This window comes from Roseateles sp., from assembly GCF_965229315.1.
Lineage (GTDB): Bacteria > Pseudomonadota > Gammaproteobacteria > Burkholderiales > Burkholderiaceae_C > Pelomonas.
The window spans coordinates 266,331-293,270 of the sequence record NZ_CBDDJA010000002.1 but is presented as its reverse complement, the minus strand read 5'-3'; the positions used below and the strand labels follow the sequence as shown (position 1 = coordinate 293,270).

The 26,940-nt window shown below is 70.6% G+C and carries 24 protein-coding genes; 13 read left to right on the top strand and 11 right to left on the bottom strand.

Annotation, left to right across the window (positions count from 1 at the left end; all coding sequences use genetic code 11):
* Positions 1–129 precede the first annotated feature (129 nt).
* From ACO07H_RS06095 to ACO07H_RS06085, 3 genes are all read right to left on the bottom strand, one after another.
* Positions 130–2,985: a pre-peptidase C-terminal domain-containing protein gene (locus tag ACO07H_RS06095; RefSeq protein WP_422012177.1), complete on the bottom strand. Its 2,856-nt coding sequence runs from the start codon at positions 2,983–2,985 to the stop codon at positions 130–132.
* A 109-nt stretch (positions 2,986–3,094) separates the two neighbouring features.
* Complete coding sequence (locus tag ACO07H_RS06090; protein ID WP_422012175.1) at positions 3,095–3,787, bottom strand: PEP-CTERM sorting domain-containing protein; 693 nt, start codon at positions 3,785–3,787, stop codon at positions 3,095–3,097.
* Positions 3,788–3,958: 171 nt separating this feature from the next.
* Positions 3,959–5,143: a urate hydroxylase PuuD gene (locus ACO07H_RS06085; protein ID WP_422018599.1), complete on the bottom strand. Its 1,185-nt coding sequence runs from the start codon at positions 5,141–5,143 to the stop codon at positions 3,959–3,961.
* Positions 5,144–5,357: 214 nt separating this feature from the next.
* On the opposite strand from ACO07H_RS06085, the gene ACO07H_RS06080 reads away from it, so the two are divergent.
* Positions 5,358–6,182: a substrate-binding periplasmic protein gene (locus ACO07H_RS06080; protein WP_422012173.1), complete on the top strand. Its 825-nt coding sequence runs from the start codon at positions 5,358–5,360 to the stop codon at positions 6,180–6,182.
* On the opposite strand, the gene xdhC is transcribed toward ACO07H_RS06080, so the two are convergent.
* Both xdhC and uraH read right to left on the bottom strand, forming a co-directional pair.
* Complete coding sequence (xdhC, locus tag ACO07H_RS06075; RefSeq protein WP_422012171.1) at positions 6,136–6,891, bottom strand: xanthine dehydrogenase accessory protein XdhC; 756 nt, start codon at positions 6,889–6,891, stop codon at positions 6,136–6,138. The two genes, ACO07H_RS06080 and xdhC, sit on opposite strands and share 47 nt — an antisense overlap.
* 90 nt (positions 6,892–6,981) lie before the next feature.
* A complete protein-coding gene (gene uraH / locus ACO07H_RS06070; protein WP_422012169.1) occupies positions 6,982–7,335 on the bottom strand; it encodes a hydroxyisourate hydrolase in 354 nt (117 codons plus the stop codon).
* A 47-nt stretch (positions 7,336–7,382) separates the two neighbouring features.
* On the opposite strand from uraH, the gene puuE reads away from it, so the two are divergent.
* The 4 genes from puuE to ACO07H_RS06050 are packed head-to-tail and all read left to right on the top strand — an operon-like array spanning position 7,383 to position 11,606.
* On the top strand, positions 7,383–8,339 hold the full coding sequence (gene puuE, locus ACO07H_RS06065) for an allantoinase PuuE (protein ID WP_422012167.1): 957 nt from the start codon (positions 7,383–7,385) through the stop codon (positions 8,337–8,339).
* Entirely contained in the window at positions 8,336–10,093 is a 1,758-nt protein-coding gene (gene uraD, locus ACO07H_RS06060; protein ID WP_422012165.1) for a 2-oxo-4-hydroxy-4-carboxy-5-ureidoimidazoline decarboxylase, read from the top strand. The genes puuE and uraD overlap by 4 nt, the downstream gene beginning before the upstream one ends.
* Positions 10,093–10,389, top strand: coding sequence for a hypothetical protein (locus tag ACO07H_RS06055; protein ID WP_422012163.1), 297 nt, complete (start codon positions 10,093–10,095; stop codon positions 10,387–10,389). Before uraD ends, ACO07H_RS06055 begins: the two co-directional genes overlap by 1 nt.
* Positions 10,386–11,606: an ArgE/DapE family deacylase gene (locus ACO07H_RS06050; RefSeq protein ID WP_422012161.1), complete on the top strand. Its 1,221-nt coding sequence runs from the start codon at positions 10,386–10,388 to the stop codon at positions 11,604–11,606. Before ACO07H_RS06055 ends, ACO07H_RS06050 begins: the two co-directional genes overlap by 4 nt.
* Here the strand turns inward: ACO07H_RS06050 and ACO07H_RS06045 are convergent.
* Genes ACO07H_RS06045 through ACO07H_RS06030 form a run of 4 tightly spaced genes read right to left on the bottom strand, consistent with a single transcriptional unit; the run spans position 11,595 to position 14,939 of the window.
* Complete coding sequence (locus ACO07H_RS06045) at positions 11,595–12,890, bottom strand: hypothetical protein (protein ID WP_422012159.1); 1,296 nt, start codon at positions 12,888–12,890, stop codon at positions 11,595–11,597. The genes ACO07H_RS06050 and ACO07H_RS06045 overlap by 12 nt on opposite strands.
* Position 12,891: 1 nt before the next feature.
* Positions 12,892–13,686 (bottom strand): hypothetical protein, encoded by a 795-nt coding sequence (locus ACO07H_RS06040; protein WP_422012157.1) that lies wholly within the window; start codon positions 13,684–13,686, stop codon positions 12,892–12,894.
* Positions 13,687–13,689: 3 nt separating this feature from the next.
* Positions 13,690–14,343: a hypothetical protein gene (locus ACO07H_RS06035; protein WP_422012155.1), complete on the bottom strand. Its 654-nt coding sequence runs from the start codon at positions 14,341–14,343 to the stop codon at positions 13,690–13,692.
* Positions 14,344–14,387: 44 nt separating this feature from the next.
* Positions 14,388–14,939, bottom strand: coding sequence for a TlpA family protein disulfide reductase (locus ACO07H_RS06030; protein WP_422012153.1), 552 nt, complete (start codon positions 14,937–14,939; stop codon positions 14,388–14,390).
* Positions 14,940–14,997: 58 nt separating this feature from the next.
* On the opposite strand from ACO07H_RS06030, the gene ACO07H_RS06025 reads away from it, so the two are divergent.
* The 7 genes from ACO07H_RS06025 (at position 14,998) to ACO07H_RS05995 (ending at position 22,905) form a co-directional block, all read left to right on the top strand.
* Positions 14,998–15,396 carry a DUF2946 family protein gene (locus ACO07H_RS06025; protein WP_422012151.1) on the top strand — a complete coding sequence of 133 codons (399 nt, stop codon included), beginning with the start codon at positions 14,998–15,000 and terminating at the stop codon, positions 15,394–15,396.
* A 189-nt stretch (positions 15,397–15,585) separates the two neighbouring features.
* Positions 15,586–17,892 (top strand): TonB-dependent receptor, encoded by a 2,307-nt coding sequence (locus ACO07H_RS06020; protein WP_422018598.1) that lies wholly within the window; start codon positions 15,586–15,588, stop codon positions 17,890–17,892.
* 11 nt (positions 17,893–17,903) lie between these two features.
* Positions 17,904–18,434 carry a YcnI family protein gene (locus ACO07H_RS06015; RefSeq protein WP_422012149.1) on the top strand — a complete coding sequence of 177 codons (531 nt, stop codon included), beginning with the start codon at positions 17,904–17,906 and terminating at the stop codon, positions 18,432–18,434.
* 38 nt (positions 18,435–18,472) lie between these two features.
* Complete coding sequence (locus tag ACO07H_RS06010) at positions 18,473–18,871, top strand: DUF2946 domain-containing protein (protein ID WP_422012147.1); 399 nt, start codon at positions 18,473–18,475, stop codon at positions 18,869–18,871.
* 103 nt (positions 18,872–18,974) lie between these two features.
* The gene (locus ACO07H_RS06005) at positions 18,975–21,236 is read left to right on the top strand and encodes a TonB-dependent receptor (RefSeq protein WP_422012145.1); all 2,262 of its coding nucleotides are present in this window, start codon (positions 18,975–18,977) and stop codon (positions 21,234–21,236) included.
* A gap of 2 nt (positions 21,237–21,238) precedes the next feature.
* On the top strand, positions 21,239–22,372 hold the full coding sequence (locus ACO07H_RS06000; protein WP_422012143.1) for a PepSY-associated TM helix domain-containing protein: 1,134 nt from the start codon (positions 21,239–21,241) through the stop codon (positions 22,370–22,372).
* A gap of 56 nt (positions 22,373–22,428) precedes the next feature.
* Positions 22,429–22,905 carry a copper chaperone PCu(A)C gene (locus ACO07H_RS05995; protein WP_422012141.1) on the top strand — a complete coding sequence of 159 codons (477 nt, stop codon included), beginning with the start codon at positions 22,429–22,431 and terminating at the stop codon, positions 22,903–22,905.
* 170 nt (positions 22,906–23,075) lie between these two features.
* Here the strand turns inward: ACO07H_RS05995 and ACO07H_RS05990 are convergent, their stop codons facing one another.
* Positions 23,076–23,843, bottom strand: a complete 768-nt coding sequence (locus ACO07H_RS05990; protein WP_422012139.1) for a PEP-CTERM sorting domain-containing protein — start codon at positions 23,841–23,843, stop codon at positions 23,076–23,078.
* 603 nt (positions 23,844–24,446) lie between these two features.
* Between ACO07H_RS05990 and ACO07H_RS05985 the strand changes: the two genes are divergently transcribed.
* On the top strand, positions 24,447–25,568 hold the full coding sequence (locus ACO07H_RS05985) for a phospholipase A (RefSeq protein WP_422012137.1): 1,122 nt from the start codon (positions 24,447–24,449) through the stop codon (positions 25,566–25,568).
* Between the two features lie 3 nt (positions 25,569–25,571).
* On the opposite strand, the gene ACO07H_RS05980 is transcribed toward ACO07H_RS05985, so the two are convergent.
* Positions 25,572–26,822, bottom strand: a complete 1,251-nt coding sequence (locus ACO07H_RS05980) for a class I SAM-dependent methyltransferase (protein ID WP_422012135.1) — start codon at positions 26,820–26,822, stop codon at positions 25,572–25,574.
* Between the last annotated feature and the right edge of the window lie 118 nt (positions 26,823–26,940).

Sequence of the window (26,940 nt, the reverse complement as noted above, 5' to 3'; positions counted from 1 at the left end):
GTCTTGCAGGCAGGCTGAGGTGCGGCGACTGTAAACGTCGGCGGCCAGGAAAACGTCGCCCCGGGAACCGGCAAGCTGCAAAGAAAAAGGCCAGCCCGAAGGCTGGCCCGTCGTGGTGCGTCCGGCGCTTCAGGGCAGCGGCTGGGCCACGGCGCTCTGCGCGTTGATGAAGCCCCAGCCGTCCAGGAACGTCCAGCCCGCGCCGATGCGGTTAGCCAGCGTGCCGGAGAACGTCGAGCCGTCGGCCAGCGTGCCGGTGAAGGTGATGCCTCCCGCAGCCAGCGTGCCCTCGGGCAGGCGCGTCACCGAGCCGGCCAGGTCGCCGGAGTTGGCGGCGAGCGTGGTGCCGGTCGGCGGCGAGCTGGAGGAGCGCTGCACCGCACGACCCACGCCGAAGCGCAGAGTCTGGCCACCGGTGAAGGTGCCGCCCGCGAAGTCCAGCTTCAGGCCGTAGAACTGGCCGGTGACGGACGGCGACGGCGCCTGGTTCAGGTTGGTCGCCGTGACGCTGCCCGCAGCGACGGTGCTGCTGCTGCTGACGACGAACGGCTGGCCGGCCGTGCGCGTGTCGAACACCAGGCCCGGCGTGCTGAACACGCTGACATTGCCGCCACCCGGGTTGCCGTTGACGCCGTTGAACGTGATGCTGGTGATGGCGCTCGTGCCGGTGTAGGAGACGCTGAACGCGTTGCGGTCGGTGCGCGCGGCGGCGGAGTTGTCGCCAACCAGCGTCACCGTCACCTTGCCGCGGTTCGTCGTGATGGCCTGCGCCGTGGACGAGTACGGGTCCAGGTCATGCGCGAAGGCGCTGCGCTGCAGCATCGTGCGCATCTGCGCCGGTGTCACCGAGCCGGGGCCGCCCTTGGCCTGCAGTACCAGCGCGGCGATGGATGCGGCGGTCGGTGCGGCGGCGCTGGTGCCGAAGAAGTTCGGGAAGGTGTCCAGGTCGCGGTTGGTGTCGGACGTGAAGAAGGTGGTGTTGCCACCGTCCATCGCCGCCATCTCGGGCTTCAGGCGGATCTGCTGGGCCTCGGGGATGCGCTGGTTGTTGCGGTCCCAGACGATGCGCACCGGGCCGGTGGACGAGAAGTCCTCCGGGATGTTGGGGCGGAACGGGCTGTAGGCCGCCACACCGTTGGCACCCGCGGCCGAGTTGTGGCCGTAGGTGACGGGCGTGCTGTACGAGAAGTACTCGGCCGGCGCGCCGGTGGAGCCGTTGGTGGAGGCCACCATCTTGTAGCGCAGGCGGCTGGCGGGCTGCGGCGCGGTCGGGATGCTGGCGCGAGAGATGACGAGCTGGACCTGGCTGGTCGTGACCGAGGTCGGGAACGTGATCGACGCCGGCAGCTCCGCCGGCCGGTTGGTCGCGATGTTGTTCTCGCAGGCGCAGCCCAGGTAGGCACCCGTGGTCGGGTGGAAATAGAGCATGTTGAAGTCGGTCGTCATCTGCGAGACGCCCGTGCCCTGGTTCACCGTCGCGACGAACGTGCCCAGATCGCCGTTGTAGCCGGTGACCTTGATCGTGTACGTGCCCGACTGCGGCGCGAAGAAGTTGAAGTTCTCGCTGGTGCCGGTGTCGTTGGTGGACAGCGTCGAGCCGTCCGGCTGGATGACGGTGACGATGACGTCGAGGTTGCCCGCGCCGCCGGTCGTCGAGTCGCCGCGCACGTCGACGACGTACTGCGTGCCGGCCGTGGCGTTGAACGTGAAGGTCGGTGCCGACGTGGACGTGGTCAGCTGGCCGGTGGTCTGGATGACCTGCGCGCCCAGCGCCGTGGGCGTCACGTCGTACGGGTCGTCCCACTGCATGACCATGCGCAGCTGGCGGCTGGTGCCCAGCGTCAGCGTCTGCGCGATGTCCTGGCCGCCATCGGTGCGGAAGTTGTGGAAGCCGCCGGCATACAGCTCCGTCGGCACGCCGCTCAGGTTGATGTTGGTGCCGGCCGTGGCGTTGGCGTCGGCGGGCACGTAGCGGAAGTCGGACGCGTAGCCCTGGGTGGGCGCCGTGTTGCCGGCCGAGGAGAAATAGGACACGCCCAGCGCGGTCACGTCATCCACCGCCTGCGCAATGATGGTGTCGGCGAACATGCCTTCGTTGAAGTACTGCACGTCGTCCACGATGATCTGCGCGGCGAAGTCGGGCCTGGAATTCGGCAGGCCCTGCACGCCGGCGAGCGCGCGGATGTTGTTCGCGAACGAGACGTCGCCGTTGAAGGCCGACGCAAAGCCGAGACGGGCCTTGGGGGCCATGTCGTGGATGAGTTGCAGCATCGCCCGGCCTTCGTCGCCACCTGCGGTACCGGACTCTTCGAGCACCTCCACGGGCATCGTGTTGCCGCAGGGGTTGCCTGCACCCGGCAGGTCGCAAGTCGCGATGTCGTTGGCCGCCTTGATGGTGGCGGTGGAGTTGTTGTAGGAGTCGCTCAGCACGCCGACGGTGATGCCGGTGCCGTTGATGTTGGCCGGCAGCTGGTCGACGCGGTGCTGCACCACGCCCTGCTGCGTGACGGCGCCGACGTTGGTGATCGGGCGATTCACGCCGTGCACGGCGCGCACGCCCGGCAGCTTGGCCAGCGCGGCCAGCTGGCTCTCGGGCACGTAGCCTTCGATGACGCCGGCGCGGTACCGGGCGTCTTCCGCCGTGACGACCATGAACGCGAGCGAACGCGCCTGGCTCTTGATCAGGTCGTGGCGGTAGCGGCCGTCGACGAGGACGTTCACGAGCACGCGGCCTTGCGCGTCGCGGATCAGGCTGCTGCTCGTGTCGAAGGTCAGCATGCCGCTGTCGGACAGGCTGCGGTTGAGCGAGCCCTTCAGGCCGGTGGCGCGGTCGGCGAGCTGCTGCTTCACCACCTCACCCAGGCCGGAGCCGAGCTTGGCGGGCACGGCCGGCGCGGCATTCAGCGGGCCGGCAAACACGGTCAGCAGGCCCAGCGGCCACCAACGGGCCGCGAGCACGCACAGATTGCGAGTGGACTTGTTCATTGCAGAACTCCCAGGGAGAAAACGGTCAACGGTTGAACGCCCCCGCGATGCGCAACGGCGGCGGCCACAGGCCTGCCAGCACGGGCTCGCGAGGGTGCCCGAGGTGGGGTCAGTCGCGGCGGCGGCGCGCCAGCACGAGCAGGCCGCCAGCGGCCAGCAGCAGCATGGACGACGGTTCCGGCACGGCGCTCAGCGTGTCGACGCCCGAGAGCTGGATCGTGTAGGTGCCGCTGTCGGCGAAGAAGGTGCCGTCGGAGAAACCGCTGAACGTGGCCGGCTGCAGGCCGCTCGCCGCGTAGCGGATGTCGGTGCTCAGGCCGCTCGCGAACAGCAGCTGGTTGACCGAGTTGACCGGGTCATAGCCGCTCTGCGAGACGCCCAGGTAGTAGTAGCCGGCCGTCAGCGACGCAATGCCGGCCAGCGACGGCAGCGTGGACTGGCCCCCCGCGGCGTCGTCGTTCAGCGCCACCGGTGCGCCGGCGAGCGTCAGCAGGAACAGCTGCGGGTCGAACAGCGTGCCGCTGGCGTCGGCCGTGGCGGCGAACGTGACCGGGTTCGAGATGTGGATCAGGTACAGATCGGCGTCGATGGACGACAGCACGCTGCCCGAGATGGCCGTGAGGCTCTGCACCGGGCCGGTGGACGTCGTGTCCTGTGCCGTGGCCAGCGTCTGGCCGGCATCGCCGCTCTCGGTGACGGTGATGGCGCCCGCTTGGCCGGCCAGGCACGCGGCGGCGACGGCCAGGGCTGCTGGCGCGAATCGCCGAATGCACGACCCGATGACGGTGGAAATCTGCTTCACGGTAGCCCCTCGAAAATGAGATGTGGTTCTCGTACCGCACGGCTTGTGGCCGGGCAGCGTTTGTGAAGAGATTTATCCCACGGCCCCTCGCGGGCCAGCAGAGGGTCTACGCGAGCCACCCCCGCGACCCCGGGGGTCGCTTTACCTCGCAGCAACATGCCGCCGCGGACGCTACGGTGCCAGCGCCCAGCGGCCGATCAGCGCGCGCTCGTCCTCGGTGAGGCCCGTGGCGTTGTTCAAGGGCATGGCGCGCTGCACGACGACCTGCTGGTGGATCTGCGCCTTGTGCGAGATCAGGCCTTCGGCGCTGTCCAGCCGCACGCCCTTCTGCGCGGCCTCGCCGCTGTGGCAGGCCACGCAGCGCTGTGCGGCGATGGCCTGCACCAGCGCCAGCGTCACCGGCGGCGCAGCAGCGGCCACCGGTTGCGGCTTGGGCGCCATCCAGGCGATCAGCCCGCCCAGCAGCACGAGCGCCAGTACCACCGCGCCCCAACTGTTGACGCCCTTGTGCCGCTTCACGAAGACGATGCGGATGGCCACGCCCGCGGCCATCAGCACGCACAGCACGGCCCAGTTGTGCGGGTGCTGGTGCAGCATGCCGTAATGGTTGCTGAGCATCGCGATCAGCACCGGCAGCGTGAAATAGGTGTTGTGCACGCTGCGCTGCTTGCCGCGCTGGCCGTGGATGGGGTCGACCTTGTCGCCCGCCCGCATCTGCGCGATGACCTTCTTCTGGCCCGGGATGATCCAGTGCGCGACGTTGGCCGTCATCATGGTGGCGAGCGTGGCGCCGACGATGAGGAAGGCCGCGCGGCCGGCGAACAGCTGGCAGGCCAGCCAGGCGGCGAAGACGACGAACACCGCCACCACGGCCATCACGCGGCCGTCGTGGCCGATGGCGCCGTCCTTCGTGCGACCCAGCGTCTGGCAGGCGATGTCGTACACGGCCGTGCCCACGACCAGGAAGCCCAGCGCTGCCGCCACCGCCTGCCACGGCGCGCCCCAGGCATGCACGCGGGCGTCGATCAGCATCTGGCTGGCGTTGCACAGGTACAGCGCCACGAACAGCGCAAAGCCGCTCATCCACGTCCAGTAGCTCTCCCAGTAGAACCAGTGCAGGTCCTTCGGCAGGTTGCCCGGCGCGACCATGTACTTCTGCGGGTTGTAGAAGCCGCCGCCGTGCACGGCCCACAGCTCGCCGTCCACGCCCTTGGCCTTGGTGTCGTCCGCCGTGGGCTTGACGAGGTGGTTGTCCAGCCAGACAAAGTAGAACGACGCGCCGATCCAGGCGATGACGGTGATGACGTGCAGCCAGCGCAGCAGCAGGTTGGCCCAGTCGAACAGGTAGATGTCCATGACGCGGTGGTACTTGCGTGGCCCCACCACGGCGGGTGCTGTGAGGCCCAAGGGTCGCGTCTGCAAGTCCTGCCGGACCGACACCGCTGCGACTGCGCGCGAGTGTATGCAGCCCACCGTCGCGGGGCCGCCACGGCGAGGGGCCGGGACTGCCTTCACGTCACCGGATGGGCCAAGAAAGGCGAACGCCGCGGCATCCCTTCAGAATCCGCCCATGCCTGACCGCCAAGCCCTTGTGCACCTGCCCGCCTGCGCCGTGCTGGCGCTGGCGCTGCTGGCCGCGCCGCCCGCCCGCGCCCAGGAGCCGGCGGTGGTACGCCTGGGCACCAACGTCGAACGCAGCTATTTCCCGCCCGCCGAGGCGCTGCTGCGCAAGGCCTATGCGTCGCTGGGCCTGCAGGTCGAGTTCCTGCCCTGGCCCCTGCTGCGCACGCAGGCGGAGCTGCGCAACGGCCGGCTGGACGGCGTGGCGATGCGGTCGGACGTCTACTTCGAGCAGACGCCCTTCCTGCGCCGCGTCGACGTGCCGCTGCTGCAGCTGCAGGTGTTCGCCTACGCACGGCCGCCCTGCCCGCAGGCGCTCACGCCCGAAGAGCTGGGCAAAAGCCGCGTCAGCTACCAGCGCGGCATGGTGGCCGCCGAAGCGCTGGTGCCCGAGGCGGCGCGCGTACCGGCCAACACGCCCAGCGATGCCTTCCTGAACCTGGGCGCGGGCGCGGCCGACTACGCGCTGGTGCTGACCACTGCGTGGATGGCCGAAGTGCCGGTGGACACACGCCAGGGCGCGATCTGCCGCATCCCCACGCCGCTGACCCGCAACCAGCTCTTCCACGGCGTGCACGAGTCGCGCGCGGCCTGGGTGGCGCCGCTGGAGCAGGCACTGCGCCGCATGCGCGACCGCGGCGAGATCCAGCAGGCCTGGGCCGACTACGAACGCCAGATCGGCGCCGACAACAACCGCCTGCAGGCCCGGCCGGGCCGCAGCCTGGTCGTCACGCCGGCAGCGCCAGGATCTGCGCCAGCACGGCCACCGCAATGACGGCCGGCTGCTTGCCCGCCACGCCGGGCACGCCGATGGGGCAGACCACCTGGCGCCACTCGGCCTCGGCGAAGCCGCGCACCTCCAGCCGCTGACGGAAGCTCGCCCACTTGGTGCGGCTGCCGATCAGGCCGATGAAGGCCAGGTCCTGCCGCTCGCGCTGGCGCTTCAGGCAGGCGACGACGATGTCGAAGTCTTCGGCATGGTTGTGGCTCATGACGAGCACGGCCGAGCCGGGTGCGAGGTCGCGCACCGCATCGGCCGGCTGCTCGCACACCTCCTGGCGCCAGCCGCGCGCGGGCGGCTCGGCCGGGAACTGCGCCTGGCGGCTGTCGATCCAGTGCAGCGCCAGCGGCAGGTCGCGCGCGATGTGGGCGATGGCCTGGCCGACGTGGCCGGCGCCGAACAAGGCCAGCGGCCGCCCGGCCGGCGCGGGCAGCAGGCCGGCGACATCCTCGCCCGCCGCGACGCGCCGGAACTGCAGCCACACGACGCCGCCGCAGCACTGGCCCAGGCTGGGGCCGAGCGGGTAGCGCACCTCGTCGTCCAGCCCGCCGCCTGACAGCGCCGCGCGGGCCCGGGCGATGGCGTCGAACTCCAGGTGTCCGCCGCCCACCGTGCCGTGCACGCCGCCGGCCGCCACCGTCATCCATGCGCCCACCTCGCGCGGCACGCTGCCGGCGGTGCGCGAAACGGTGACGAGGATCAAGTCCGCGCTCACAGCGGTTCGGGCCGAGCGCCGGTCCGCCCCCCGGCTGGCCTGCGTTCAGCCAGGCCAGGCTGGGCGAGGGGCATCATTTCAGCTGCCACGGTAAGTGGAGTACGCCCAGGGCGAGGCCAGCAGCGGCACGTGGTAGTGCGAGCCCTCGTCGGCCACGCCGAAGTCCAGCGGCACTTCGTCCAGGAACGCCGGCTGCGGCAGGACCTGGCCCAGGCTGCGGAAATAGCCCGCCACCTCGAACACCAGCCGGTAGCGGCCGGCCCGGAACTCCGCGCCCTCCAGCAACGGGCCGTCGGCGCGGCCGTCGGCGTTCAGGGTCACGCTGCGCAGCCACTGCGGGCCTTCGGCGTCGAGCCGGTACAGCCGCACGGCCATGCCCGCGGCGGGGCCGCCGTGGGCGGTGTCCAGCACATGTGTCGTCAATTTGCCCATGGGAACTCCGAGGCGCTTTCGTGGTTGGCTTGAGGCAAAGTGTAGGGATGAGCACTCCCCGCTATCCCCGCGACCTGGTCGGCTACGGCGAAACCCCACCGCAGGCGCAGTGGCCCGGCAACGCCCGGGTGGCCGTGCAGTTCGTGCTGAACTACGAGGAAGGCGGCGAGAACTCGGTGCTGCACGGCGACGCCGGCAGCGAGCAGTTCCTGTCGGAAATGTTCAACCCGCCCAGCTTCCCGGCGCGGCACCTGAGCATGGAAGGCATCTACGAATACGGCTCCCGCGTGGGCGTATGGCGGCTGCTGAAGGAATTCGAGCAGCGCGCGTTGCCGCTGACCGTGTTCGGCGTGGGCATGGCGCTGGAGCGCTGCCCGGACGTGACGCAGGCCTTCGTCGAACTGGACCACGAGATCGCCTCGCACGGCTGGCGCTGGATCCACTACCAGGGCGTGGACGAGGCCACCGAGCGCGCCCACATGGCCCAGGCCATGGCCTCGCTGCAGCGCCTGACGCTGGGCCGCGACCCGCACGGCCTGGGCTGGTACACCGGCCGCGACAGCCCCGCCACGCGCCGGCTGGTGGCCGACTTCGGCGGCTTCGAATACGACAGCGACTACTACGGCGACGACCTGCCGTTCTGGCTGCAGGTCCGCAAGACCAACGGCGAGCTGGCGCCGCACCTCGTCGTGCCCTACACGCTGGACTGCAACGACATGCGCTTCGCGCTGCCGCAGGGCTTCAGCCACGGCGAGCCGTTCTTCGAGTACCTGAAGGACACGTTCGACGTGCTCTACGCCGAGGGCGCCGACAGCCCGAAGATGATGAGCATCGGCATGCACTGCCGTCTGCTCGGCCGACCCGGGCGCCTGCGCGCGCTGCAGAAGTTCCTCGACCACATCGAGGCCCACGACCGCGTGTGGGTGTGCCGGCGGCTGGACATCGCGCGGCACTGGAAAACCACCCACCCCTTTGACGCCAGGACGGCTTTCGTCTGGGAATGATGACCCTCCCCCAACTCAACGCCGCGAGCGTGGCCGAGTTCGTCGCGCTGCTGGACGGCACCTACGAACACTCGCCCTGGATCGCCGAACGCGCCGCCGCCGCGCGGCCCTTCAAGACCCTGGCTGCCCTGAAGGTCGCGCTGGCCCGCGTGGTGCGCGAGGCCAGCGTCGATGAACAACTGGGCCTGATCCGCGCCCACCCGGAACTCGCCGGCAAGGCGGCCGTGGCCGGTGAGCTGACGGCCGAGTCGACGAACGAGCAGCTCAAGGCCGGCCTGACCGCCTGCACGCCCGAGGAGTTCGCGAAGCTGCAGCAGCTCAACGCCAAGTACAACGATCGCTTTGGTTGGCCTTTCATCCTTGCTGTTCGTGGCCCACGCGGCACGGGCTTCACGCGGCAGGAAATCATCGCCACCTTCGAACGCCGGCTGCGCGCGCACCCGGACGTGGAGCGGGCCGAATGCCTGCGGCAGATCCACCGCATCGCCGAGATCCGGCTGAACGACAAGTTCGGCGCCAGGCCCGAACTGGGCGAGCAGCTGTGGGACTGGGCGAAGGCGCTGGCCACGCACAGCGACACCGACGAGTTCCTGACCTGCACCTACGCCACGCCGGCGCACACGGCTGTCGCCGAGCAGTTGCTGGCCTGGATGCGCGACTGCGGCTTCGACGAGGTCGGCCGCGATGCGGTCGGCAATGTCGTGGGCACCTACCACGGCACCGGCGATCCTGCGACTGAACAACGCCTGCTAACCGGCAGCCACTACGACACCGTGCGCCGCGCCGGCCGCTTCGACGGGCGGCTGGGCCTGTTCGTGCCGATGCTGGTGGTGCGCGAGCTGCACCGCCAGGGCAAGCGCCTGCCCTTCGGGCTGGAGGTGGTCGGCTTCTCGGAAGAGGAGTGCCAGCGCTTCCCGGCCGATTTCCTTGCGTCCAGCGCGCTCATCGGCGCGTTCGCCCCCGCCTGGCTGGATGGCACTGACGCCACCGGCATCACGCTGCGCGACGCCATGCAGGCGGCCGGCCTGCCGGGCACGGCGGAGGCCATTGCCGCGCTCAAGCGTGATGCGGGCCGCTACCTCGGCTTCATCGAAGTCCATATCGAGCAAGGCCCGGTGCTGGACAGCCTGGACCTGCCGCTGGGCATCGTCACCTCCATCAACGGCAGCCGCCGCTACACCGGCGAGGTCATCGGCCTGGCCAGCCACGCCGGCACCACGCCCATGGGCCAGCGACGCGACGCGGCAGCGGGCGTGGCCGAGCTGATCCTGTTTGCCGAGCAACGTGCGGCGTCAGTGCCCGATGTGGTGGCGACGGTCGGCATGCTGGACGTGCCCTCGGGCTCCATCAATGTCATCCCGGGCCGCTGCCGCTTCAGCCTGGACCTGCGCGCGACCACCGACGCGGCCCGCGACGCGCTCGACGCCGACGTGCGCGCCAAGCTCGACGAGATCTGCCAGCGCCGCGGGCTGAGCTTCACGCTGCAACCCACGCTGGCGGCCAACGCCGCGCCCAGCGATCCGACGTGGCAGTCGCGCTGGGAGGCCGCGGTCGCCGAGCTGGGCCTGCCCGTGCATCGCCTGCCGTCAGGCGCCGGGCACGACGCGATGAAGGTGCACGAACTGCTGCCGCAGGCCATGCTGTTCGTGCGCGGCGGCAATGGCGGCATCAGCCACAACCCGCTGGAGTCGGTGTCCGTGGACGATGCTGAGCTGGCCATACGTGCATTTGAAAAACTCCTAGCAATCATCTGATGGACTCGACGCTGCTGTTCGTTGTCGAGGATGCGTTCCAGCTATCGAGCATTGGCTGCACGTTGGTTCCGGGACCATCAATGGATTCCGGTATCGATGTACGCCCCGGTGATGCTCTGAGATTGGAGCTACCCGATGGAAGGCAAATGGACACACAGGTCGCGGGCTTCGTATCCATCCGCCGCACAAAACCCGAGCACCGAAGAACGGTGCCATTGACACTCCCCAAATCCGTGCAGAAGGAGCAGGTGCCTCCAGGCACGCGTGTCTTTCTCATCGCCAAGCAGATCACATGAGTACCACCGACACCTGGATCGCGACTCACTTCGCTGACGAAGTCCGCTTCCTGCAGCACCTCGTCCGCATCCCCACCGACACCCCGCCCGGCAACAACGCGCCGCACGCGGACCGCACGGCCGAGCTGCTGGCCGAACTCGGTTTCGAGGTCGCGAAGCACGCCGTGCCAGCGGCCGACGTGCAGGCCGCCGGCATGCAGTCCATCACCAACCTGATCGTGCGCCACCGCTTCTCCGAAGACGGCCCGACGATTGCGCTCAACGCCCATGGCGACGTGGTGCCGCCTGGCGAGGGCTGGACGCACGAGCCCTACGGCGCCGAGATCGCCGATGGCAAGCTCTACGGCCGCGCGTCGGCCGTCAGCAAAAGCGACTTCGCGACCTACACATTCGCGCTGCTGGCGCTGAAGCACTCGGGACTGACGCTCAAGGGCAGCGTCGAGCTGCACTTCACCTACGACGAGGAATTCGGCGGCGAGCTGGGCCCGGGCTGGTTGCTGGCGCAAGGCCTGACCCAGCCCGACTACCTGATCGCGGCGGGCTTCAGCTACCAGGTCGTCACCGCGCACAACGGCTGCCTGCAGATGGAGGTGACGCTGCACGGCCTGGCCTCGCATGCGGCCTACCCGAGCACGGGCATCGACGCGCTGCAGGCCGCAACGAAGCTGCTGACCGCGCTGTACGCGCACAACGACGTGCTGAAGACGCGGCTGTCGGAAGTGCCCGGCATCACGCACCCCTACCTGAACGTGGGCCGCATCGAGGGCGGCAGCAACACCAACGTCATCCCCGGCAAGGTCCTCATCAAGCTGGACCGACGCATGATCCCGGAGGAAGACCCGGCGGCGGTGGAGGCCGAGGTGCGCTCGCTGATCGAAGCCGCCGTGAAGCAGAGCCCCGGCGTGAAGCTGGAGATCAAGCGCCTGCTGCTGGCCAACTCGATGAAGCCGCTGCCGGGCGCCGCGCCGCTGGTGGCCGCACTGCAGAAGCACGGGGAGGCGGTGCTCGGCGAGCCCATCCCGACCTCGGGCACGCCGCTGTACACCGACGTGCGCCTGTACACGGCCCATGGCATTCCGGCCGCCATCTACGGCGCCGGGCCACGCACGGTGCTGGAGAGCAACGCCAAGCGGGCGGACGAGCACCTGGTGCTCGATGACCTGAAGCGCGCCACGCAGGTGGTGGCGCGGGCACTGGCCGAGCTGCTAGCGGGCTGATTTCAGCACTTGCTGGCGCTGCGCCAGCTCGGCCGGCGGGAACGGACTCCAGCTTGGCTGGTCGGCGTAGGTGCGGTACAGCGCCGCGAGGTTGGCGCGCAGCAGCGCGTCGTCGGGCGCCAGGGCCAGCGCGCCCAGCAGGCGGCGGCCCAGGCGTTGGGCGCTGTCGGGGCTGCCTTCCACGCCACTGAGGGCCGACACCGCCGCCAGGTTGGCCGCGGCAGCCGATGCGGGCAGATAGGCCTTGGCGCTGGCGAACAGCGTGGCCGCGGCGGCGCGGTCGCCACGGGTCCAGGCCATGTGGCCGCGCAGCGCGGCGGCCAGGCCCCAGGCCGTGGGCGAGAGGTCGGCCGGCACGGCGGCCTGGTAACGGCCGAGTGCGGCCTCGACGAAAGCCGTGATGCGCGCGCGGTCGGCGTCGCTCACATCGCCCACCTGCAGCCGCAGCCAGCCGGCCACGCCCAGCGCGTAGTCCAGCTCGGGCAGCCAGCGCGACAGCGACCACTCCGGGATCTCGTCGCCACTGCGCGCCCGCACCCAGCCGGCAGGCAGGCCGGCGCGCATGGGCTGCAGTTGCAGCCAGTCGCCACGCTGGCCGGTGATCCAGTACGGCAGGCCTTCGCGCGGCGAGCTGGGGAAGGCCACGCCCGGTGTGGAGGCATCCGGCGTGTCGTGCACGCGCAGCGCGGCGCGGGTGGCGGCGTCGATGCGGGCGAGGTCGTCGAGCCGGATGCGCCGCGGCGCGAAGGCCAGCGCCTGCATCGGCAAGCCGGCCTGCAACTGCGCGCCGCCCCAGGTGAGGCTCAGGCGCTCGGGTGTCAGCCCCTCGGCGCCCTGCCGCGAGAAGCGCAGGTAGGTCTGCACGAAGAGTTCACCGTCCTGCTCGAACAGGCGACCCCAGATGGCGACGACCGCTTGTCCCGGCGCCAGCATGCCGCTCTGCACACCCTGGCGGCTGACGCTCGCCAGCACCTCGTCGACGTCGCAGATGGCGCCGCCTTCGGACAACAAGTCCACCGCGCCGATGGAACCCAGCGGCAGCATGCCCATCAGCAGTTGCAGGTGCGCCAGCGACGACACCTGGCGGCCGGCGGCCGGCAGCCCGGGTGCGCTGGCGCCCAAGCCGATGTCCACCCGCCAGGGCAGCACGAGCGCATTGACCGCGGCGCCGCGGAACACAACGGGTTGGGAGCACGAGCGCATGAACATGCCGGCGTACGCGGGCGAGGCCAGCGACGCTATCAGCAACAGCATGGCGAACAGGGAAGCGGTGAGACGGCGCATGTCACTCCTCCCCCGCACAGGGGCGGGTCGGGTTTTGCAGGCGCAGCAGGCCGGCCTTGGCGTAGGCCGGGTCGGCCAGCGCGTCCCGCAGCGTGCGGGCGGCGCTGTCCTGCACGAAGCCGTGCAGCGCGGTCAGTTCGGTCTTGCTGCGGCCGGTGATGGGGCGTTTCAGCATCGCGCCCAGCAGGTTGGCGGCGCGGCACAGGTTGGCGTGCGCGGGCTCGTAGGCGTGCTCGCGCAGCAGCTTCAGGCCCAGCGCGCTGGCAATGAAGGCGTCCAGGTCCAGCGGCTTGGCGATGAGCTGCACGGCGTCGGTCGTCGGCGCGGCGCCGGCCTCGGGGTAGCGCAGGCGCTGCAGGCCGGCCGGTACCGTTTCGCGCTGGTCGGCCGCGAAGCGCAGCGGCACCAGCAGGTAGTTGATCTGCGCACTGAGCGCGGGCGGCGTGCCGTCGCGGTCGACCACGCCCCACACCTCCAGCAGCACGCGCTGGTCGTTGAGCTGCTCCACCACCTGAGCGCTGAACTCGCTGCCGTCCAGGGCCGGCGCCCGCCGGGGGCAGGCCCGGAAGGCCACGGGCGTGGCGCCGGGGTTGATCCAGCGCTCGTCGCGCGCCTGGTCCAGCTCGAACTGCAGCTTGTTCAGGAAGCGCTCGACGGCCGCCCGGTCGGCCATGGCGCCGCCGGTGGGCTCGCTCAGCAGCACCGTGAAGCCGCCCGGCGCCGGCGGGCAGTTGACGACGGTGGCCTGCACGCTGGCGGCGCACAGCAGCAGGACGAACAACAGGGCGGCACGCATCGGCTACTCCAGGTTGGCGATGGCGTCGTCCACCGCTTGCTTCAGCCGCGGGTAGGCCTCGGCCGGCGCGGCAATGTCGCCGCCGATGCGCTCGCGCAGCTCAGCAGGCTTGCCAGCGACGGCGGCGGTGACGAGGTCGCGGTAACGGCGCAATTGCGGCAGCGCCTTGCGGCAGCCGTTGTCGCCGATGAGGCCCAGCAGCGCGCGGTGGGCCGTGAGGTCGTAGTGCTGGTTGCGCTTGAGCAGCAGCGGCGGCAGCACGCGGCACAGCGTGTCGGGCTCGCGCACGGCCATGGCCTCCAGGCCGCGCGTGGCCGCCACGGCGTGCAGGTCGGGGCGGCGCAGCTCCATCAGCAGCGCGGGCAGCGCCGGCTCGCCGAATGAGGCCAGCACCACGGCCGCGTTGTTCAGCTTGCCGAGGTCGTCTTCCTGCGTGAGCTGCTGCAGCAGCGCCAGCATCTCCTTGGTGTAGCTCAGGTCCAGCTGTCGCTGCTTGATGGCCAGGTCCACCGAGTCCTTGATCCAGAAGCCCAGCACCAGCACGACGATGCTGGCCAGCAGCTTGGGACCTTCGGCGCCCATCCAGCCCAGCAGTCGGGCGGGCAGGGGCTTGGGCGGCGGGGGGACCAGGGTCGGCGACGTTGGGGCGGCATCCATGCCGCGCAGTGTGGTCTGCCCGGCCTGCGGCGCACAACCCCTATTCAGCTAGACGGCGGCTGGGCGGCGACGATGGCCTGGTCCACGTGCTTGACGATGTAGTTCAGGCTGTCGTCGCCCCAACCGCTTTGCGTGGCGGCCACGGTGCCATCGGTGCGGATCACCAGCGTGTAGGGCACCGACGGCGGCTTGGAGAACGCCTTGCCGCTGCGCTCCTCGGGGTCGTAGGTGTGCAGCATCTTGCTGGCCTCCGACAGCTGGCGGCTCAACTTGCGGAAGACCGCGCGCTCCTCGCAGTTGACGGCGACCACGCGGGCGCGGTCCTGGGCCGCGAGCTGCAGGCGTTCCATCTCCGGCAGCTCGCGCCGGCAGTGCGGGCACCACGAGGCCCAGAAGAACACCACCACCGGCTTGCCGGCGAAATCGGCCAGGGTCACCGCCTTGCCATCCAGCATCTGGCCCAGCGACGCGTCCATTGCCACGCGCTCGGGCGGCTTGGGTTTGGCCGGCTCGTCGGCCTGGGCGGCGGTGGCGCCGCCCATCGCGGTCAGCCCGCCCCAGGCCAGCAGCTCGCGGCGTTGCAATGTGTTCGTCATCTGGCTCTCCCTGATCGGCGCGATCTTGGCAGCACAAGCCGCCACCTAGAATCCATGAATGCCCGCCCTGCCTCGCGCCTTCAGCCGCGCCCATGCCCGACGCCAAGCCTGGTGGTGGCTGGCCGTGCTGGTGCTGGGCCTGCTGGCGCCGGGCATCAGCGCGGCGCTCGCGCATGCGCGGGGCGACTATTCGGCGTGGCAAGACGTGTGCCGCGCGCCCACCGCCACCAACGCGGCCAAGCCCACGCCGGTGGAAGCCGCGCTGGACCTGCTGGCCCACGGCCATTGCGCGGCCTGTCACATCAACGTGACGGACCTGGCGGGGCCGCCGGTCATGCCGCAGCTGATGCTGCGCGACGACCTGGTGCTGCAAGCACCCGAGCGCTTCTGGACCGCGCCCGTCACCGCCCACGCCTGGCGGCCGTCCAGCGCACGCGCCCCACCCGCGCAGATCTGAGTCTCCTCGCGTGCCGCGGCCGTCCAGGCCCGGCGTTCGCCGCCGACCGCCCGGTTGCGGCCCGACTCCGATCTGTGCCCTTTCATGAAAAAAATGCCCTTCTCGCGCGCGGCTGCGGCCTGCGCCGCGCTGCCGCTGAGCCTTACCGCCAGCCCCGTGCTGGCCTGTGACGACTGCGATTGCGATGACATGCCGCTCGTCGCGACCACCCAGCAAACCGTCACCGAACCCGCCCCCCGCAACAAGCTCGGCCTGGTGCGCGTGCAAGGCGCCGCGCCCAGCTCGCTGCCCACCAACATCCCCACCACCCGCGAGACGGTCACGCGCGAGGAGATCGAGCGCAGCGTCAACGCGACCGACTCCGAAGACGCGCTGAAATACCTGCCGAGCCTGCTGGTGCGCAAGCGCTACATCGGCGACTACAACCACGCCATCCTGTCCAGCCGCGCCTCCGGCACCGGCAACAGCGCGCGCTCGGCCGTCTATGCCGACGGCATCCTGCTGTCCAACTACCTGGGCAACGGCGTGGGCGGCCTGAGCTTCCCGCCGCGCTGGGGGCTGGTGACGCCCGAGGAGATCGAGCGGGTGGACGTGATGTATGGCCCCTTCTCGGCCGCCTACCCGGGCAACTCGGTGGGCGCCGTGGTGGACTACGTGACCCGCATGCCGACGAAGTTCGAGGCCCACGCCAAGGTGGGCGTCGTGTCCCAGCCGTTCGAGCTCTACAACACCAAGACGACCTACCGGGCTTGGGCAGCCAGCGCCTCGCTGGGCGACCGCGCCGGCGACTTCAGCTGGTGGATCAACGTCAACCACACCGACAGCGACGGCCAGCCGCTGACCTTCGCCACCCGCCTGGCCTCCACCGGCGTCACCGGCACGGCGGGCACGCCCGTCACTGGCGCGGTGCCCGGGCTGAACAACGCCAACCAGCCCTGGCTGCTGCTCGGCTCGGCCACGCAATACAACACGCGCCAGGACCACCTGAAGATCAAGCTGGCCTACGACCTGAGCCCCAGCGTGCGCGCCAGCTATGTGCTGGGCGTGTGGCACAACGACTCGGACGGCAATTCCGAGAGCTACCTGCGTGATGCCGCTGGCAACCCGGTCTACAAGGGCAGCCTCGCGGCCGACAAGAAGGAGACCCTCAACATCGGTGGCCAGCAGTTCGCCGGCCCCACCGGCGGCGATTTCGGGCTGACCCGCGAGAAGCTGCAGCACGTCATGCACGGCCTGTCGGTCAAGAGCCGCACCGGCGGCGAGTGGGACTGGGAGCTGGCCGCCAGCCTCTACGACTACCAGAAGGACGACAAGCGCCAGAACGCCGCGGCCAACCCGCAGCCGGGCGCTTGGACCGGCGGCGCGGGCACGCTGGCCGACGGCAGCGGCACCGGCTGGCACACGCTCGCGGCCAAGGGCATCTGGCGCCCCGTGGGCACGGCGCACGTCGTGGACTTCGGCCTGCAGCAGGACAGCTACCAGCTCAGCTACCTGACCTCCAACATCAACGGCAACTACCTGCAGGACGGCCCCGGCACCCTGGCCAACAACGTGCAGGGCAAGACCCGGCTGCAGGCCGCCTACGCGCAGGACGCCTGGCTGCTGAACGCAGACTGGAAAGCCGTCGTGGGCCTGCGCGCCGAGCACTGGCAGGCCTTTGACGGCCGCACGGACTTCTCGGCCACGGCCGGCCAGAGCTACCCGTCCCGCAGCGAGGCCTTCCTGTCGCCCAAGGCGGCGCTGTCCTGGCAGGCGGCGGCCGACACCGTGCTGAAGGCGTCGGTCGGCCGCGCGGTGCGCATGCCCACGGTGAGCGAGCTCTACGGCGCCACGGCGACAACCAACTCGAAGTACATCAACGACCCCAACCTCAAGCCCGAGAAGTCGTGGACGGCCGAGCTGAGCGCCGAGCAGGGCTGGGGTGCATGGCAGTCCCGCGTGACGCTGTTCGCCGAGACGACGCGCGATTCGCTGTACTCGCAGACCACGTTCGACCCCGTCGCCAATCTCAACATCAGCCGTGTGCAGAACGTCGACCGGATCGGCACCACCGGCCTGGAAGCCACGCTGGGCGCGGCGGACTGGGGGCTCAAGGGGCTGGACCTGTCCGGCAGCCTCACCTACACCGACTCCAAGATCAAGGCCAACACCGGCTTCGTCGCGACGCCGGGCGATACGGTGGGCAAGTGGCAGCCCAACATCCCGCGCTGGCGCGCCACCGTGCAGGCCGGCTACCGCTTCAATGCGCAGTGGAGCGCCCACCTGGCCGCCCGCTACAGCGGCCCGCAGTACCGCACGCTGAACAACGCCGACGTGAACGGCTATGCCTACCAGGGCGTCAGCAAGTACGCGACGGCCGACCTGCGCGTGCTGTGGAAGATCGACCGCCAGTGGAGCGCCGCGTTCGGCGTGGACAACCTGAACAACGACACCTACTGGAACTTCCACCCCTACCCGCAGCGCAGCTACACCGCTGAGCTGAAGTTCGACCTGTGAGGACCCTCGCCATGAAGCACCTGCCCCTTTTCGCCCTGCTGCTGGCCGCCGGCGCGGCGTCGGCCCACGTCACGCTGGAGCAGCCCGCCGCGCCGGCCGGCAGCAGCTACCGCGCCACCTTCAAGATCGGCCACGGATGCGACGGCGCGGCCACCCGGGCGGTCGTCGTCACGCTGCCCGAAGGCCTGCGCGGCGCCAAGCCCATGCCCAAGGCCGGCTGGACGCTGACGACCACACGCCGCCCGCTCAAGGCCCCCTACGAGAGCCACGGCAAGCCCGTCACCGACGAACTGGCCGAAGCGCGCTGGACGGCCAACAGCGAGGCCGACTACCTGCAGGACGCCTGGTACGACGAGTTCGTCGTGCGCGCCAGCCTGCCGGCCGAGCCCGGCGAGCTGTGGTTCGCGGTGCGCCAGCGCTGCACCGAGGGCGAGTGGAACTGGGCCGACAAGCCCAGCGCCGACAACCCCAGGCCGCGCGCACCGGCCGTGCGCCTGAGCGTGGTGCCGGCCAGGCCCGCCGCCGCCGAGCACGCGCACTGAGCCTGTCCACGCGCCCGGCAATCCCTCTTCATCCCCTCATGTTCGACGGCCGTCAGATCAAGCGCCTGGCCTGCTGGATGGCGTGCCTCGCCCTCCTGTGGGGTGCGCTCGCGCCTGTGCTGTCGCACCTGGTGCAGCGCGACGTGCCGGCCGGCTGGGTGGAGATCTGCTCGGTCACCGGCGCCAAGCTGGTGCGCCTGGACGACGGCGCCGCTGCAGACACGGCCGCGCCGGCCGAGCGGTCCCGCCGGCACGTCACCACCCACTGCCCCTACTGCGCGCTGCACGTCGATGCGCTGGGCCTGCCGCCGGCAGCGCCTGCGGCGCCGGCCCTGCTGGCGCTGAGCCTGCCGCGGCCCGAGCCGCTGCGGCTGACGCCGCGCACCCCGCGCACCTGGGCCAGCGCCCAGCCCCGCGCCCCGCCACTGAACGCCTGAGCCTCGGACACGGCTGCGCCCGGCGCCGAGACGCCGGGCCGCGGCATCCCATCGTTCACGCCTGCCGCCCCGGCCCCGGGGCGGCCCTCAGGAGTTCCCTCCCATGCACTGGATCACACGCGCGTTCCGCGCGATGACACCTGTCGACACCGCCACCCCGCCCCGCCCCAAGACGCTGGTCAAGGCGCTGGCCACCACCCTGCTGCTGCCCGCCGCCGCCCTGGCCGATGACGCCCCCACCAGCGAGCCGCTGGGCCGCGTGGAGGTCGTGGGCGCGCGCGACCGCCTCAAGCTCGACGACACACCCGCCGCCGCGAGCCGCCTGGGCCTGACCGCCCGCGAGACGCCCGCCACCGTGCAGACGCTGACGCAGGAAGACCTGCAGGTGCGCGGCCTGCGCACCGCCCGCGAGGCCTTCGCCGACATCCCCGGCGCCATCGCCGGCAACGTGCCCGGCAACCCGGCCGCCGTGATGATGCGCGGCTTCTCGGGCAATGCCGTCTCCATCCTGCAGGACGGCGTGCGCGTGTCCACCTCCACCATCGTGCAGCGCGACACCAACAGCTGGCACTTCGACCGCATCGAGGTCATCAAGGGCCCGGCCTCCGTGCTGTTCGGTGAAGGCGCGCTGGCCGGCGCCATCAACAAGGTCACGCGCAAGCCCACGCTGGACGGCATGCATGTCGACGCGCTGGCCAGCGACGGCAGCTTCAACACCCGCACGCTGGCGGCCGGTGCCAACCTGCCTCTGTCCGACACGGTGGCCGTGCGCGTGGACGCCAGCCAGCTGCAGTCCGACAGCCTGTACGACGTCGAGCGCAACGCCACCCGCTCGCGCGGCCTGACCGGCAGCGTGCTGCTCAAGCCCAGCGCCGACCTCAGCGTGCTGGTGGCCGTGGACCACTACGCCGACCGCTACGACGGCACCTACCAGGGCGTGCCGCTGGTGCAGGCCGCCGTGGCCAGGGAGCCCAGCCGCATCCTGCAGAGCGCCAACGGCCTGGTCATCGACCGGGCGCTGCGCCACCGCAACTACAACCCCGACGGCGCCTATTCCAGCGCGGACGAGACCACGCTGCGCAGCCGCATCGACTGGCAGCTGGGCCAGGGCTGGGCACTGGGCACCGACCTGACGGCCTACACCGCCGACCGCGCCTTCGTGCTCAGCGACACGCAGACCTTCGTCGCGCCGACCGCGGCCTTGCCCAACGGCAGCTTCTCGCGCACGGTGCAGCGCTTCTATCACGACCACCAGTTCTGGAACGTGCGCTCGGCGCTGTCCAAGGCGGGCGACGTCGGCGGCCTGCGCCACCGCTTCACGGCGGGCATGGAGGTCAACCACACCGACTTCGCCAGCCTGCGCCAGACCTCACCCGCCAGCGCGCTGGCCGCCGTGGACCCGTACGCGCCCGTCGTCGGCAGCTTCCCGACGGCCGACGCCAGCTACAGCGCCGGCAACGTCAACTTCGACTCCCGGCTGAAGACGACGTCGCTGTTCGCCGAGGACGCGCTGAACCTGAGCGCGCAGTGGCTGCTGGTCGCCGGCCTGCGCCGCGACGACATCGACCTGGACCGCAGCGTCACCAACCTCAACGTGACGCCCAACACCGTGCAGGCGGCCCGGCCGCGCTACCGGCCGCTGTCCTGGCGCCTGGGCAGCACCTACGCGCTGAGCCCGGCCACGTCGGTCTACGCGCAGGTCACGTCCGGCGCGGTGCCGGTGTCGTCCATGCTGACCCAGTCCATCGTCAACACCGGCTTCAAGCTCACCCGGGGCCGCTCAGCCGAGGCCGGCTTCAAGGCGACGACGGCCGACCGCCGCCTGTCGCTGACTGGCGCGGTCTACGCCATCCGCCAGGACGACATCCTGACCCGCGACCCCGCCAACCCGTCGCAGACGGTGCAGGGCGGCCGCCAGTCGTCGCGCGGCGCGGAGCTGAACGGGGCGGCCAGCCTGGGCAGCGCGCTGAGCGTGGGGGCCGGCATCGGCGTGGTGGATGCGGTGTACGACCAGCTCATCGAGGCCGGCGGCGCGGTGCGCACCGGCAACCGGCCCATCAACACGCCGGTCACGTCCGCCAACGGCTTCGTCACCTACGCGGTGCCCGGCCTGCCGGTGTCGGTCAGCGGCTTCGTGCACCACGTGTCGGGCTTCTACACGGACACGGCCAACAGCATCCATGTGGACGGCCGCACCACGCTGGACGCGGCCCTGGCCTGGAAGGTCTCGGCCGCCACCACGCTGACGCTGCGCGGGCGCAACCTGGGCAACGCCTTCTACGGCGAGTACTCGGGCTACCCGACCACCAACGTCTACCTGGGCGCGCCGCGCAGCGTCGAGGTGTCGCTGCTGGCGCGGTTCTGAGCATGCCGCGCATCCGGGCCTTCATCCTCAAGCTCCACCTCTGGCTGGGCTTGGGCATCGGCGCGCTCTTCGTGCTGCTGGGCCTGACCGGCTCGGCGCTGGTGTTCTACGAGGGGCTGGACGCGGCGCTGCATCCAGCCATCCGCGTGGCCGCCACCGGCCCCGCCCCGGGCTGGGACTCGCCGGTGTGGGACCGCGCGCTGGCGACCGTGCGGTCGCGATGGCCCGAACGCACGGGCGCCTGGCGCTTCGAGGCCAGCGGCGAGCCCGGTGCGCTGGCGGCGCGCTACCAGCCGCCGGGCGGCGGCCACCATGGCCGGCGCGTGATGGTGTGGCTCTCGCCCGAGGGCACCGAGCTGCTGCGCGAGGCCGAGTGGGGCGGCTACCTGATGACCTGGCTGTATGAGCTGCACATGGAGCTGCTGCTCGGTGACGGGGGCCGCGCCTTCGTCGGCTGGGCCGGCCTGGCCATGGCCGTGCTGCTGCTGTCCGGCCTGTGGGCCTGGTGGCCGCGCGGCAGCCTGGCGCGGGCGCTGCACTTCAAGCGCGGCGCCGTGCGCTCTCGGCGCCTGCGCGACATCCACAAGCTCGCCGGCCTGGCGGGGTTGCCGCTGCTGCTGATGCTGGCCATTACAGGGGTGATGCTGGCGCTGCCGGACGAGAGCAACGCGGTGCTGGCGGGCACCGTCGGCGCGCCCACGAAGGCGCCCCAGGTCAGGTCCCTGGCTGCGGCCGGCGTCCAGGTGCCGCTGGCACGAGCGCTCGCCAGCGCGCGGGCCGCCTTCCCGCAGGCCCGGCTGGCCTGGGTGGAGTCGCCCGGGCCGGGCAACGGCGTGATCCTGGTCCGCGTGCAGCAGCCCAGCGACCCGAGCACCCGGTTTCCGCACAGCTATGCCTATGTGGACCAGCACACCGGCGCGCTGCTCGCCACGCGTGACCGCAAGGCCTTCGGCACGGCAAATGTCATCAACAACTGGCTGCATCCGCTGCACGACGGCTCGGCGGGCGGCGTGGGCCTGCGCGTGCTGCTGCTGCTCATCGGCCTGCTGCCGGCGGTGCTGTTCGTCACCGGCTTGTGGCGCTGGCGATGCGTGCGCCGAGCCGCGCAGCAGCACCGTGTCGCCACGTCACCATGATCAGCCCCGCGCCGGGCTCTCGACTACCGTTTCCTACTTCAACAGAAAGGCTCACCATGCATATCAAACCCTCACTCGTCGCTGCACTGTGCAGCGCCGTGCTCATCGCCCCCGCTGCTGCACAGCTGGTTGTCAAGGACGCCTGGGTGCGCGCCACCGTGCCGCAGCAGAAGGCCACCGGCGCCTTCATGCAGCTCACCGCGGCGCAGGACAGCAAGCTCGTGTCGGTCAGTTCAGCCGCGGTGCCCGTGGTCGAGGTGCACGAGATGAAGATGCAGGACGGCGTGATGAAAATGCGCCCGCTGCCGTCGCTGTCGCTGCCCGCGGGCAAGGCGGTGTCGCTGACGCCCGGCGGCTACCACGTCATGCTGATGGACCTGAAGCAACAGCTGAAGCCCGGCGACCGCGTGCCGCTGACGCTGGTGATCGAGAACCAGGGCGGCAAGCGGGAGACCGTGGAAGTCACGGCGGAAGTCCGCGCGCTTGGTGCTGCCGCGCCAAAGGCGGACGAGCACGCTGACCACAAGCATTGACGCGGGGTGGCCGGGATCCACAGGTCACATCGACTGGCTGGCTGACATCGGGTCAGGGGGGCTCAGGCAGCAAGTCCGACGGGTGGCCACCGGCCGGCAGCGCGCACGGGCGCTCCCATGAGAAACGCCGCTCTCGCGAGCGGCGTTTCGTCAGTGTCAGGCCCTGGAAGTCAGGCCTGACGGCGGCGCCAGGCCAGCAGGCCCAGCACGCCCACGCCCATCAGCAGGACGGTGCTGGGTTCCGGCACGGCCGTGACGTTGCCATACACGCGCAGCGCCACGCCCTGGTTGGTGAAGCCCAGGCTGCGCACGCCCGACGTGAAGTTGCCGTTGACCTCGTTGTTGCCGTTGCGGTAGTAGCCGTTGAACACCAGGCTGCCGGTGGTGGGCAAGGTGCCGTAGGTGATCAGCGACGTCAGGCTGTTGGCGCTGGTGTAGGTGACGCCGTCGGTCGTGCCCTGGATGTTGACCGTGATGCCGACGGTGTTGCTGGACAGGTTCAGCGGGCTGTTGAGCGCGATGCCGGGGGTGGCGCCCGGATTGGTCGGGTCTTCGAACGAGTAGAAGAAGCCGGTGGTGAACGTGCCGCTGGACGTGAAGCTGTAGCTGCCCAGCAGGTTGCTGAACGCAGGCGCCGCGGCACTGACGGTGCCGGTGTTGACGCCACCCCAAACGTAGACGTTGAGCTTCAGGCCCGTGTAGTTCACGCCGGTGTTGTTGTAGGCGAACAGGTCGAAGCCGGTGATCTGCGTCGTGCCGGCGCTCAGCACATAGCCGTCACCCATGAAGGTGTTGGGCGTGCTGCTCGTGGCGGTGATGGTGCCGCCCTGGGAATTCAGCGGCGACGAGATGTTGTCGAACACCAGTGCGGCGGATGCCGTGGCGCTGGCCAGCGTGAATGCGGCAGCCAACAGGCCGTGACGGAAATCGAAAGACATGAGCACTCCTCGGGAAGAAAAGATGGGGTCTCGGGACGCGCCAAGGCTTGTTACGAGAGGTGAAAGCAGCGTAAAGATCGAGCCTGTTCAGGAGCTGTCGGCACCCCCTGACTGCAGGGCGGGGCTTCACCCTAGGCCTGTTCACGCTACGGCAACAGGCCCTGGCGGTCTGGCGCGGATAAACAGCCCGCCTTCGGTGCTGATTGCGGCATTGCCAAAACGCCGCCGCGCCGATGATCCAACCCGTCACCAGTGCACGGCCCCCGGCAACGCTGCGGCCCCTGGCGAGGCGGACCTCGCGATCCGCCCGCGACCAAGAGCAAAGACTTTCGGCCCGCTCCGCGGTGCGACCGGCCCCCGCCGGCGCGCCGCTCATGACGGCCGCACGCGCTGTGTGATCGCCGCAGCCCCATGCGCCCCAGTTCCGGCTGGCGCGCGTCCCGGGCGGCGTGAGGCGCTTTTTCGAGCCCCGGCTGGCCTGCGCCAGCCGGGGCTTTTTGTCTGCGGCCACTGGTGTTGATGTCACCTGCCGCACCTTAGACTTCGGCGCCTGATTCGAGGCGACCACAGGCCGGGAAGGCCGAGGACACACCGGAAGGACCCATGCGCACGCCGCCTGCTCGACACCGCTTTCATGCCTGCGGCGCCCTGTTGCTGACCCTGCTCGCGGCGCCGGCCGCCGTGCAGGCGCAGACGCCGGCCAACCCGTCGCTGCAGGCGTGTACCGAGATCGGTCCGCCGGCCGACCGGCTGGCCTGCTACGACAAGGCCATGGGCCGCGCGCCCGCACCGGAGGTGCCGCCGGCCTACACGGACAACCCCGCGGGCGGCGCGCCGCCGTCGTCGTCGCTGCTGGCGCCCAAGAATGCCGCCGTGGCCGTGGCCGGCGACACGCAGGCGGCGCCCAGCCTGATGTCCAAGTACTGGGAGCTGGATGCCCAGGACAAGCGGGGCGTCTTCAACTTCGTCGGCTACAAGGCCAGCTACGTGCTGCCGCTGCACCTGACCAGCCGCATCAACCGCGCGCCGCAGTCGCCCAGCCAGGCTGCCGTCGAGTTGCCGAACTACCGGCGCGAGGAGGCCAAGTTCCAGTTCTCGGTGCGCACCAAGCTCGCACAGGACGTGCTGCTGCCCGGCGCCGACCTGTGGGCCGCGTTCACGCAGCAGGCCATGTGGCAGATCTGGAACGGCAAGGACTCCAAGCCGTTCCGCAACAGCGACTACGAGCCCGAGCTGATCTACGTCGTGCCCACGCCCGAAGGGCTGCGCCGGCTGCCGTTCGACTGGCAGTGGCGCTACACGCAGCTGGGCCTGGCCCACCAGTCCAACGGCCAGTCCGACCCGCTGTCGCGCAGCTGGAACCGCATCAACCTGGCGGCCGGTTTCGAGCGGGGGGACTGGTCGGTGGTCACGCGGCTGCTGAGCCGGCTCAAGGAGGGGGCCGCCACGGACAACAACCCCGACCTGGTGGGCTACCGCGGCCGGGGCGAGTTACAGCTGAACTGGGCGCACGAGAAGCACACGGCGCAGCTGCTGTACCGCACGACGCTGAAGGACGCCAAGTACGGCGCACTGCAGTTCGAGTGGACCTACCCGGTCTTCAGCGAACAGCCCAACGGCCTGCGCTGGTACGTGCAGGTGTTCCGCGGCTATGGCGAGACGCTGACCGACTACAACTTCCGCCAGACCAGCATCGGCACCGGCTTCAGCTTCCTGCAGTTCTGAGGCTCAGCCGGCTTCGCACGCCAGCAGTTGCTCCAGCCGCTGCTCGCGCAAGCCGTAGAAGCGCTTGATCTCGGCGATCTGCGCCAGCAGCTCCGGCCGGCGCGCGGCCAGCGCCTCGGCGGCGGCCCCCTGCGCCTTCACGGCCAGGATCATCTTGTTCTTGCTGGTGTGCTCCAGCGCGATGAACTCGAACACCTGGGTGCGGTAGCCCTGGCTCTCCAGCAGCAGCGCACGCAGCGAGTCGGTCACCATCTCGGCCTCCTGGCCCAGGTGGATGCCGTGCTGCAGCATGGGCCGCAGCACCGCCGGCAGCGTCATCTGCGGGCGCAGCTCCTTGTGGCAGCAGGGCGAGCTCATGATGACCCGTGCCCCCGACTGCAGGCCCACGTGCAGCGCGTGGTCGGTGGCGATGTCGCAGGCGTGCAGCGCGATCATCACGTCCAGCGGCTGCACGGCCTGGGTGCGCACGTCGCCCTGGTCGAAACGCAGCCCCTGCAGGCCCTCGTCCTGCACGATGCCGTCGCAGAGCTTCACCATGTCGTCGCGCAGCTCGATGCCCATCACGCGCGGCGCCAGGCCCTGCGACTGCAGCCAGTCGTGCACGGCGAAGGTCAGGTAGCCCTTGCCGGAGCCGAAATCAGCCACGCGCACGGGGCCGGTCAGAGCCGCCTCGCACACCGCAGCCGACAGGATCTCGACGAAGCGGTTGATTTGCTTCCACTTGCGCGCCATGGCCGGCACCAGCGCCGGCTCGCCCTTGACGAGATGCGTCAGCCCCAGCGCCGACCAGACCGTGTGCGCCATGTCCAGCGGCCGGTGCTTGGCCTTGTCGTGCGCGGCAGGCGCCGGCGCGTCGCCACCACCGTCCACGCGCGTCACCCGCAGCGTCTCGCGGCCCTTGCGGCTGACGGCGAACTGCACCTCCGCCACCGCCGTGTGCAGGTGGGCGTTGCGAAAGCGCGTGCCCAGCAGTGACGCGATCTCGGCCAGGCCGGCCTCGGGCGCATGGTTCTTCGTGACGTCGCGGGTCGCGTGCTTCCACAGGAAGCTCAGCGCCGGCTCGCCGCGCAGCTCGATGGCGCGCACGGTGAGGCGCTCCACGTCACTGTCGTCGCCCGCCGGGCCGGACAGCAGCAGCTTGCCGAACTGGCCGCTGGCCAGGGCCAGGCGCACGAGGTGCAGGAAGCGTTCATGTGCAGGCGCCGTGGCGGCGGGCGGCGGGGTGACGAGGGCGGTGAACAAGGGCGCTGACATGCGCGGGATTGTCCGAGATCACCCGCTGCCCCATGCATCCCGCAGGGCAAACCGGCGAGCCGACCGCCCGGCCCGCCCGCGCCAGACGGCTCGCGGAGCGATCCGGGTGGCCCGGCTG

Excerpts from the sequence above, each read along its gene's own strand:
- ACO07H_RS06095 (WP_422012177.1), bottom strand. The coding sequence starts at position 2,985 with ATGAACAAGTCCACTCGCAATCTGTGCGTGCTCGCGGCCCGTTGGTGG.
- ACO07H_RS06085 (WP_422018599.1), bottom strand. The coding sequence starts at position 5,143 with ATGGACATCTACCTGTTCGACTGGGCCAACCTGCTGCTGCGCTGGCTG.
- ACO07H_RS06080 (WP_422012173.1), top strand. The coding sequence starts at position 5,358 with ATGCCTGACCGCCAAGCCCTTGTGCACCTGCCCGCCTGCGCCGTGCTG.
- uraH (WP_422012169.1), bottom strand. The coding sequence starts at position 7,335 with ATGGGCAAATTGACGACACATGTGCTGGACACCGCCCACGGCGGCCCC.
- puuE (WP_422012167.1), top strand. The coding sequence starts at position 7,383 with ATGAGCACTCCCCGCTATCCCCGCGACCTGGTCGGCTACGGCGAAACC.
- uraD (WP_422012165.1), top strand. The coding sequence starts at position 8,336 with ATGATGACCCTCCCCCAACTCAACGCCGCGAGCGTGGCCGAGTTCGTC.
- ACO07H_RS06055 (WP_422012163.1), top strand. The coding sequence starts at position 10,093 with ATGGACTCGACGCTGCTGTTCGTTGTCGAGGATGCGTTCCAGCTATCG.
- ACO07H_RS06050 (WP_422012161.1), top strand. The coding sequence starts at position 10,386 with ATGAGTACCACCGACACCTGGATCGCGACTCACTTCGCTGACGAAGTC.
- ACO07H_RS06045 (WP_422012159.1), bottom strand. The coding sequence starts at position 12,890 with ATGCGCCGTCTCACCGCTTCCCTGTTCGCCATGCTGTTGCTGATAGCG.
- ACO07H_RS06040 (WP_422012157.1), bottom strand. The coding sequence starts at position 13,686 with ATGCGTGCCGCCCTGTTGTTCGTCCTGCTGCTGTGCGCCGCCAGCGTG.
- ACO07H_RS06035 (WP_422012155.1), bottom strand. The coding sequence starts at position 14,343 with ATGGATGCCGCCCCAACGTCGCCGACCCTGGTCCCCCCGCCGCCCAAG.
- ACO07H_RS06030 (WP_422012153.1), bottom strand. The coding sequence starts at position 14,939 with ATGACGAACACATTGCAACGCCGCGAGCTGCTGGCCTGGGGCGGGCTG.
- ACO07H_RS06025 (WP_422012151.1), top strand. The coding sequence starts at position 14,998 with ATGCCCGCCCTGCCTCGCGCCTTCAGCCGCGCCCATGCCCGACGCCAA.
- ACO07H_RS06020 (WP_422018598.1), top strand. The coding sequence starts at position 15,586 with ATGCCGCTCGTCGCGACCACCCAGCAAACCGTCACCGAACCCGCCCCC.
- ACO07H_RS06015 (WP_422012149.1), top strand. The coding sequence starts at position 17,904 with ATGAAGCACCTGCCCCTTTTCGCCCTGCTGCTGGCCGCCGGCGCGGCG.
- ACO07H_RS06010 (WP_422012147.1), top strand. The coding sequence starts at position 18,473 with ATGTTCGACGGCCGTCAGATCAAGCGCCTGGCCTGCTGGATGGCGTGC.
- ACO07H_RS06005 (WP_422012145.1), top strand. The coding sequence starts at position 18,975 with ATGCACTGGATCACACGCGCGTTCCGCGCGATGACACCTGTCGACACC.
- ACO07H_RS06000 (WP_422012143.1), top strand. The coding sequence starts at position 21,239 with ATGCCGCGCATCCGGGCCTTCATCCTCAAGCTCCACCTCTGGCTGGGC.
- ACO07H_RS05995 (WP_422012141.1), top strand. The coding sequence starts at position 22,429 with ATGCATATCAAACCCTCACTCGTCGCTGCACTGTGCAGCGCCGTGCTC.
- ACO07H_RS05990 (WP_422012139.1), bottom strand. The coding sequence starts at position 23,843 with ATGTCTTTCGATTTCCGTCACGGCCTGTTGGCTGCCGCATTCACGCTG.
- ACO07H_RS05985 (WP_422012137.1), top strand. The coding sequence starts at position 24,447 with ATGCGCACGCCGCCTGCTCGACACCGCTTTCATGCCTGCGGCGCCCTG.
- ACO07H_RS05980 (WP_422012135.1), bottom strand. The coding sequence starts at position 26,822 with ATGTCAGCGCCCTTGTTCACCGCCCTCGTCACCCCGCCGCCCGCCGCC.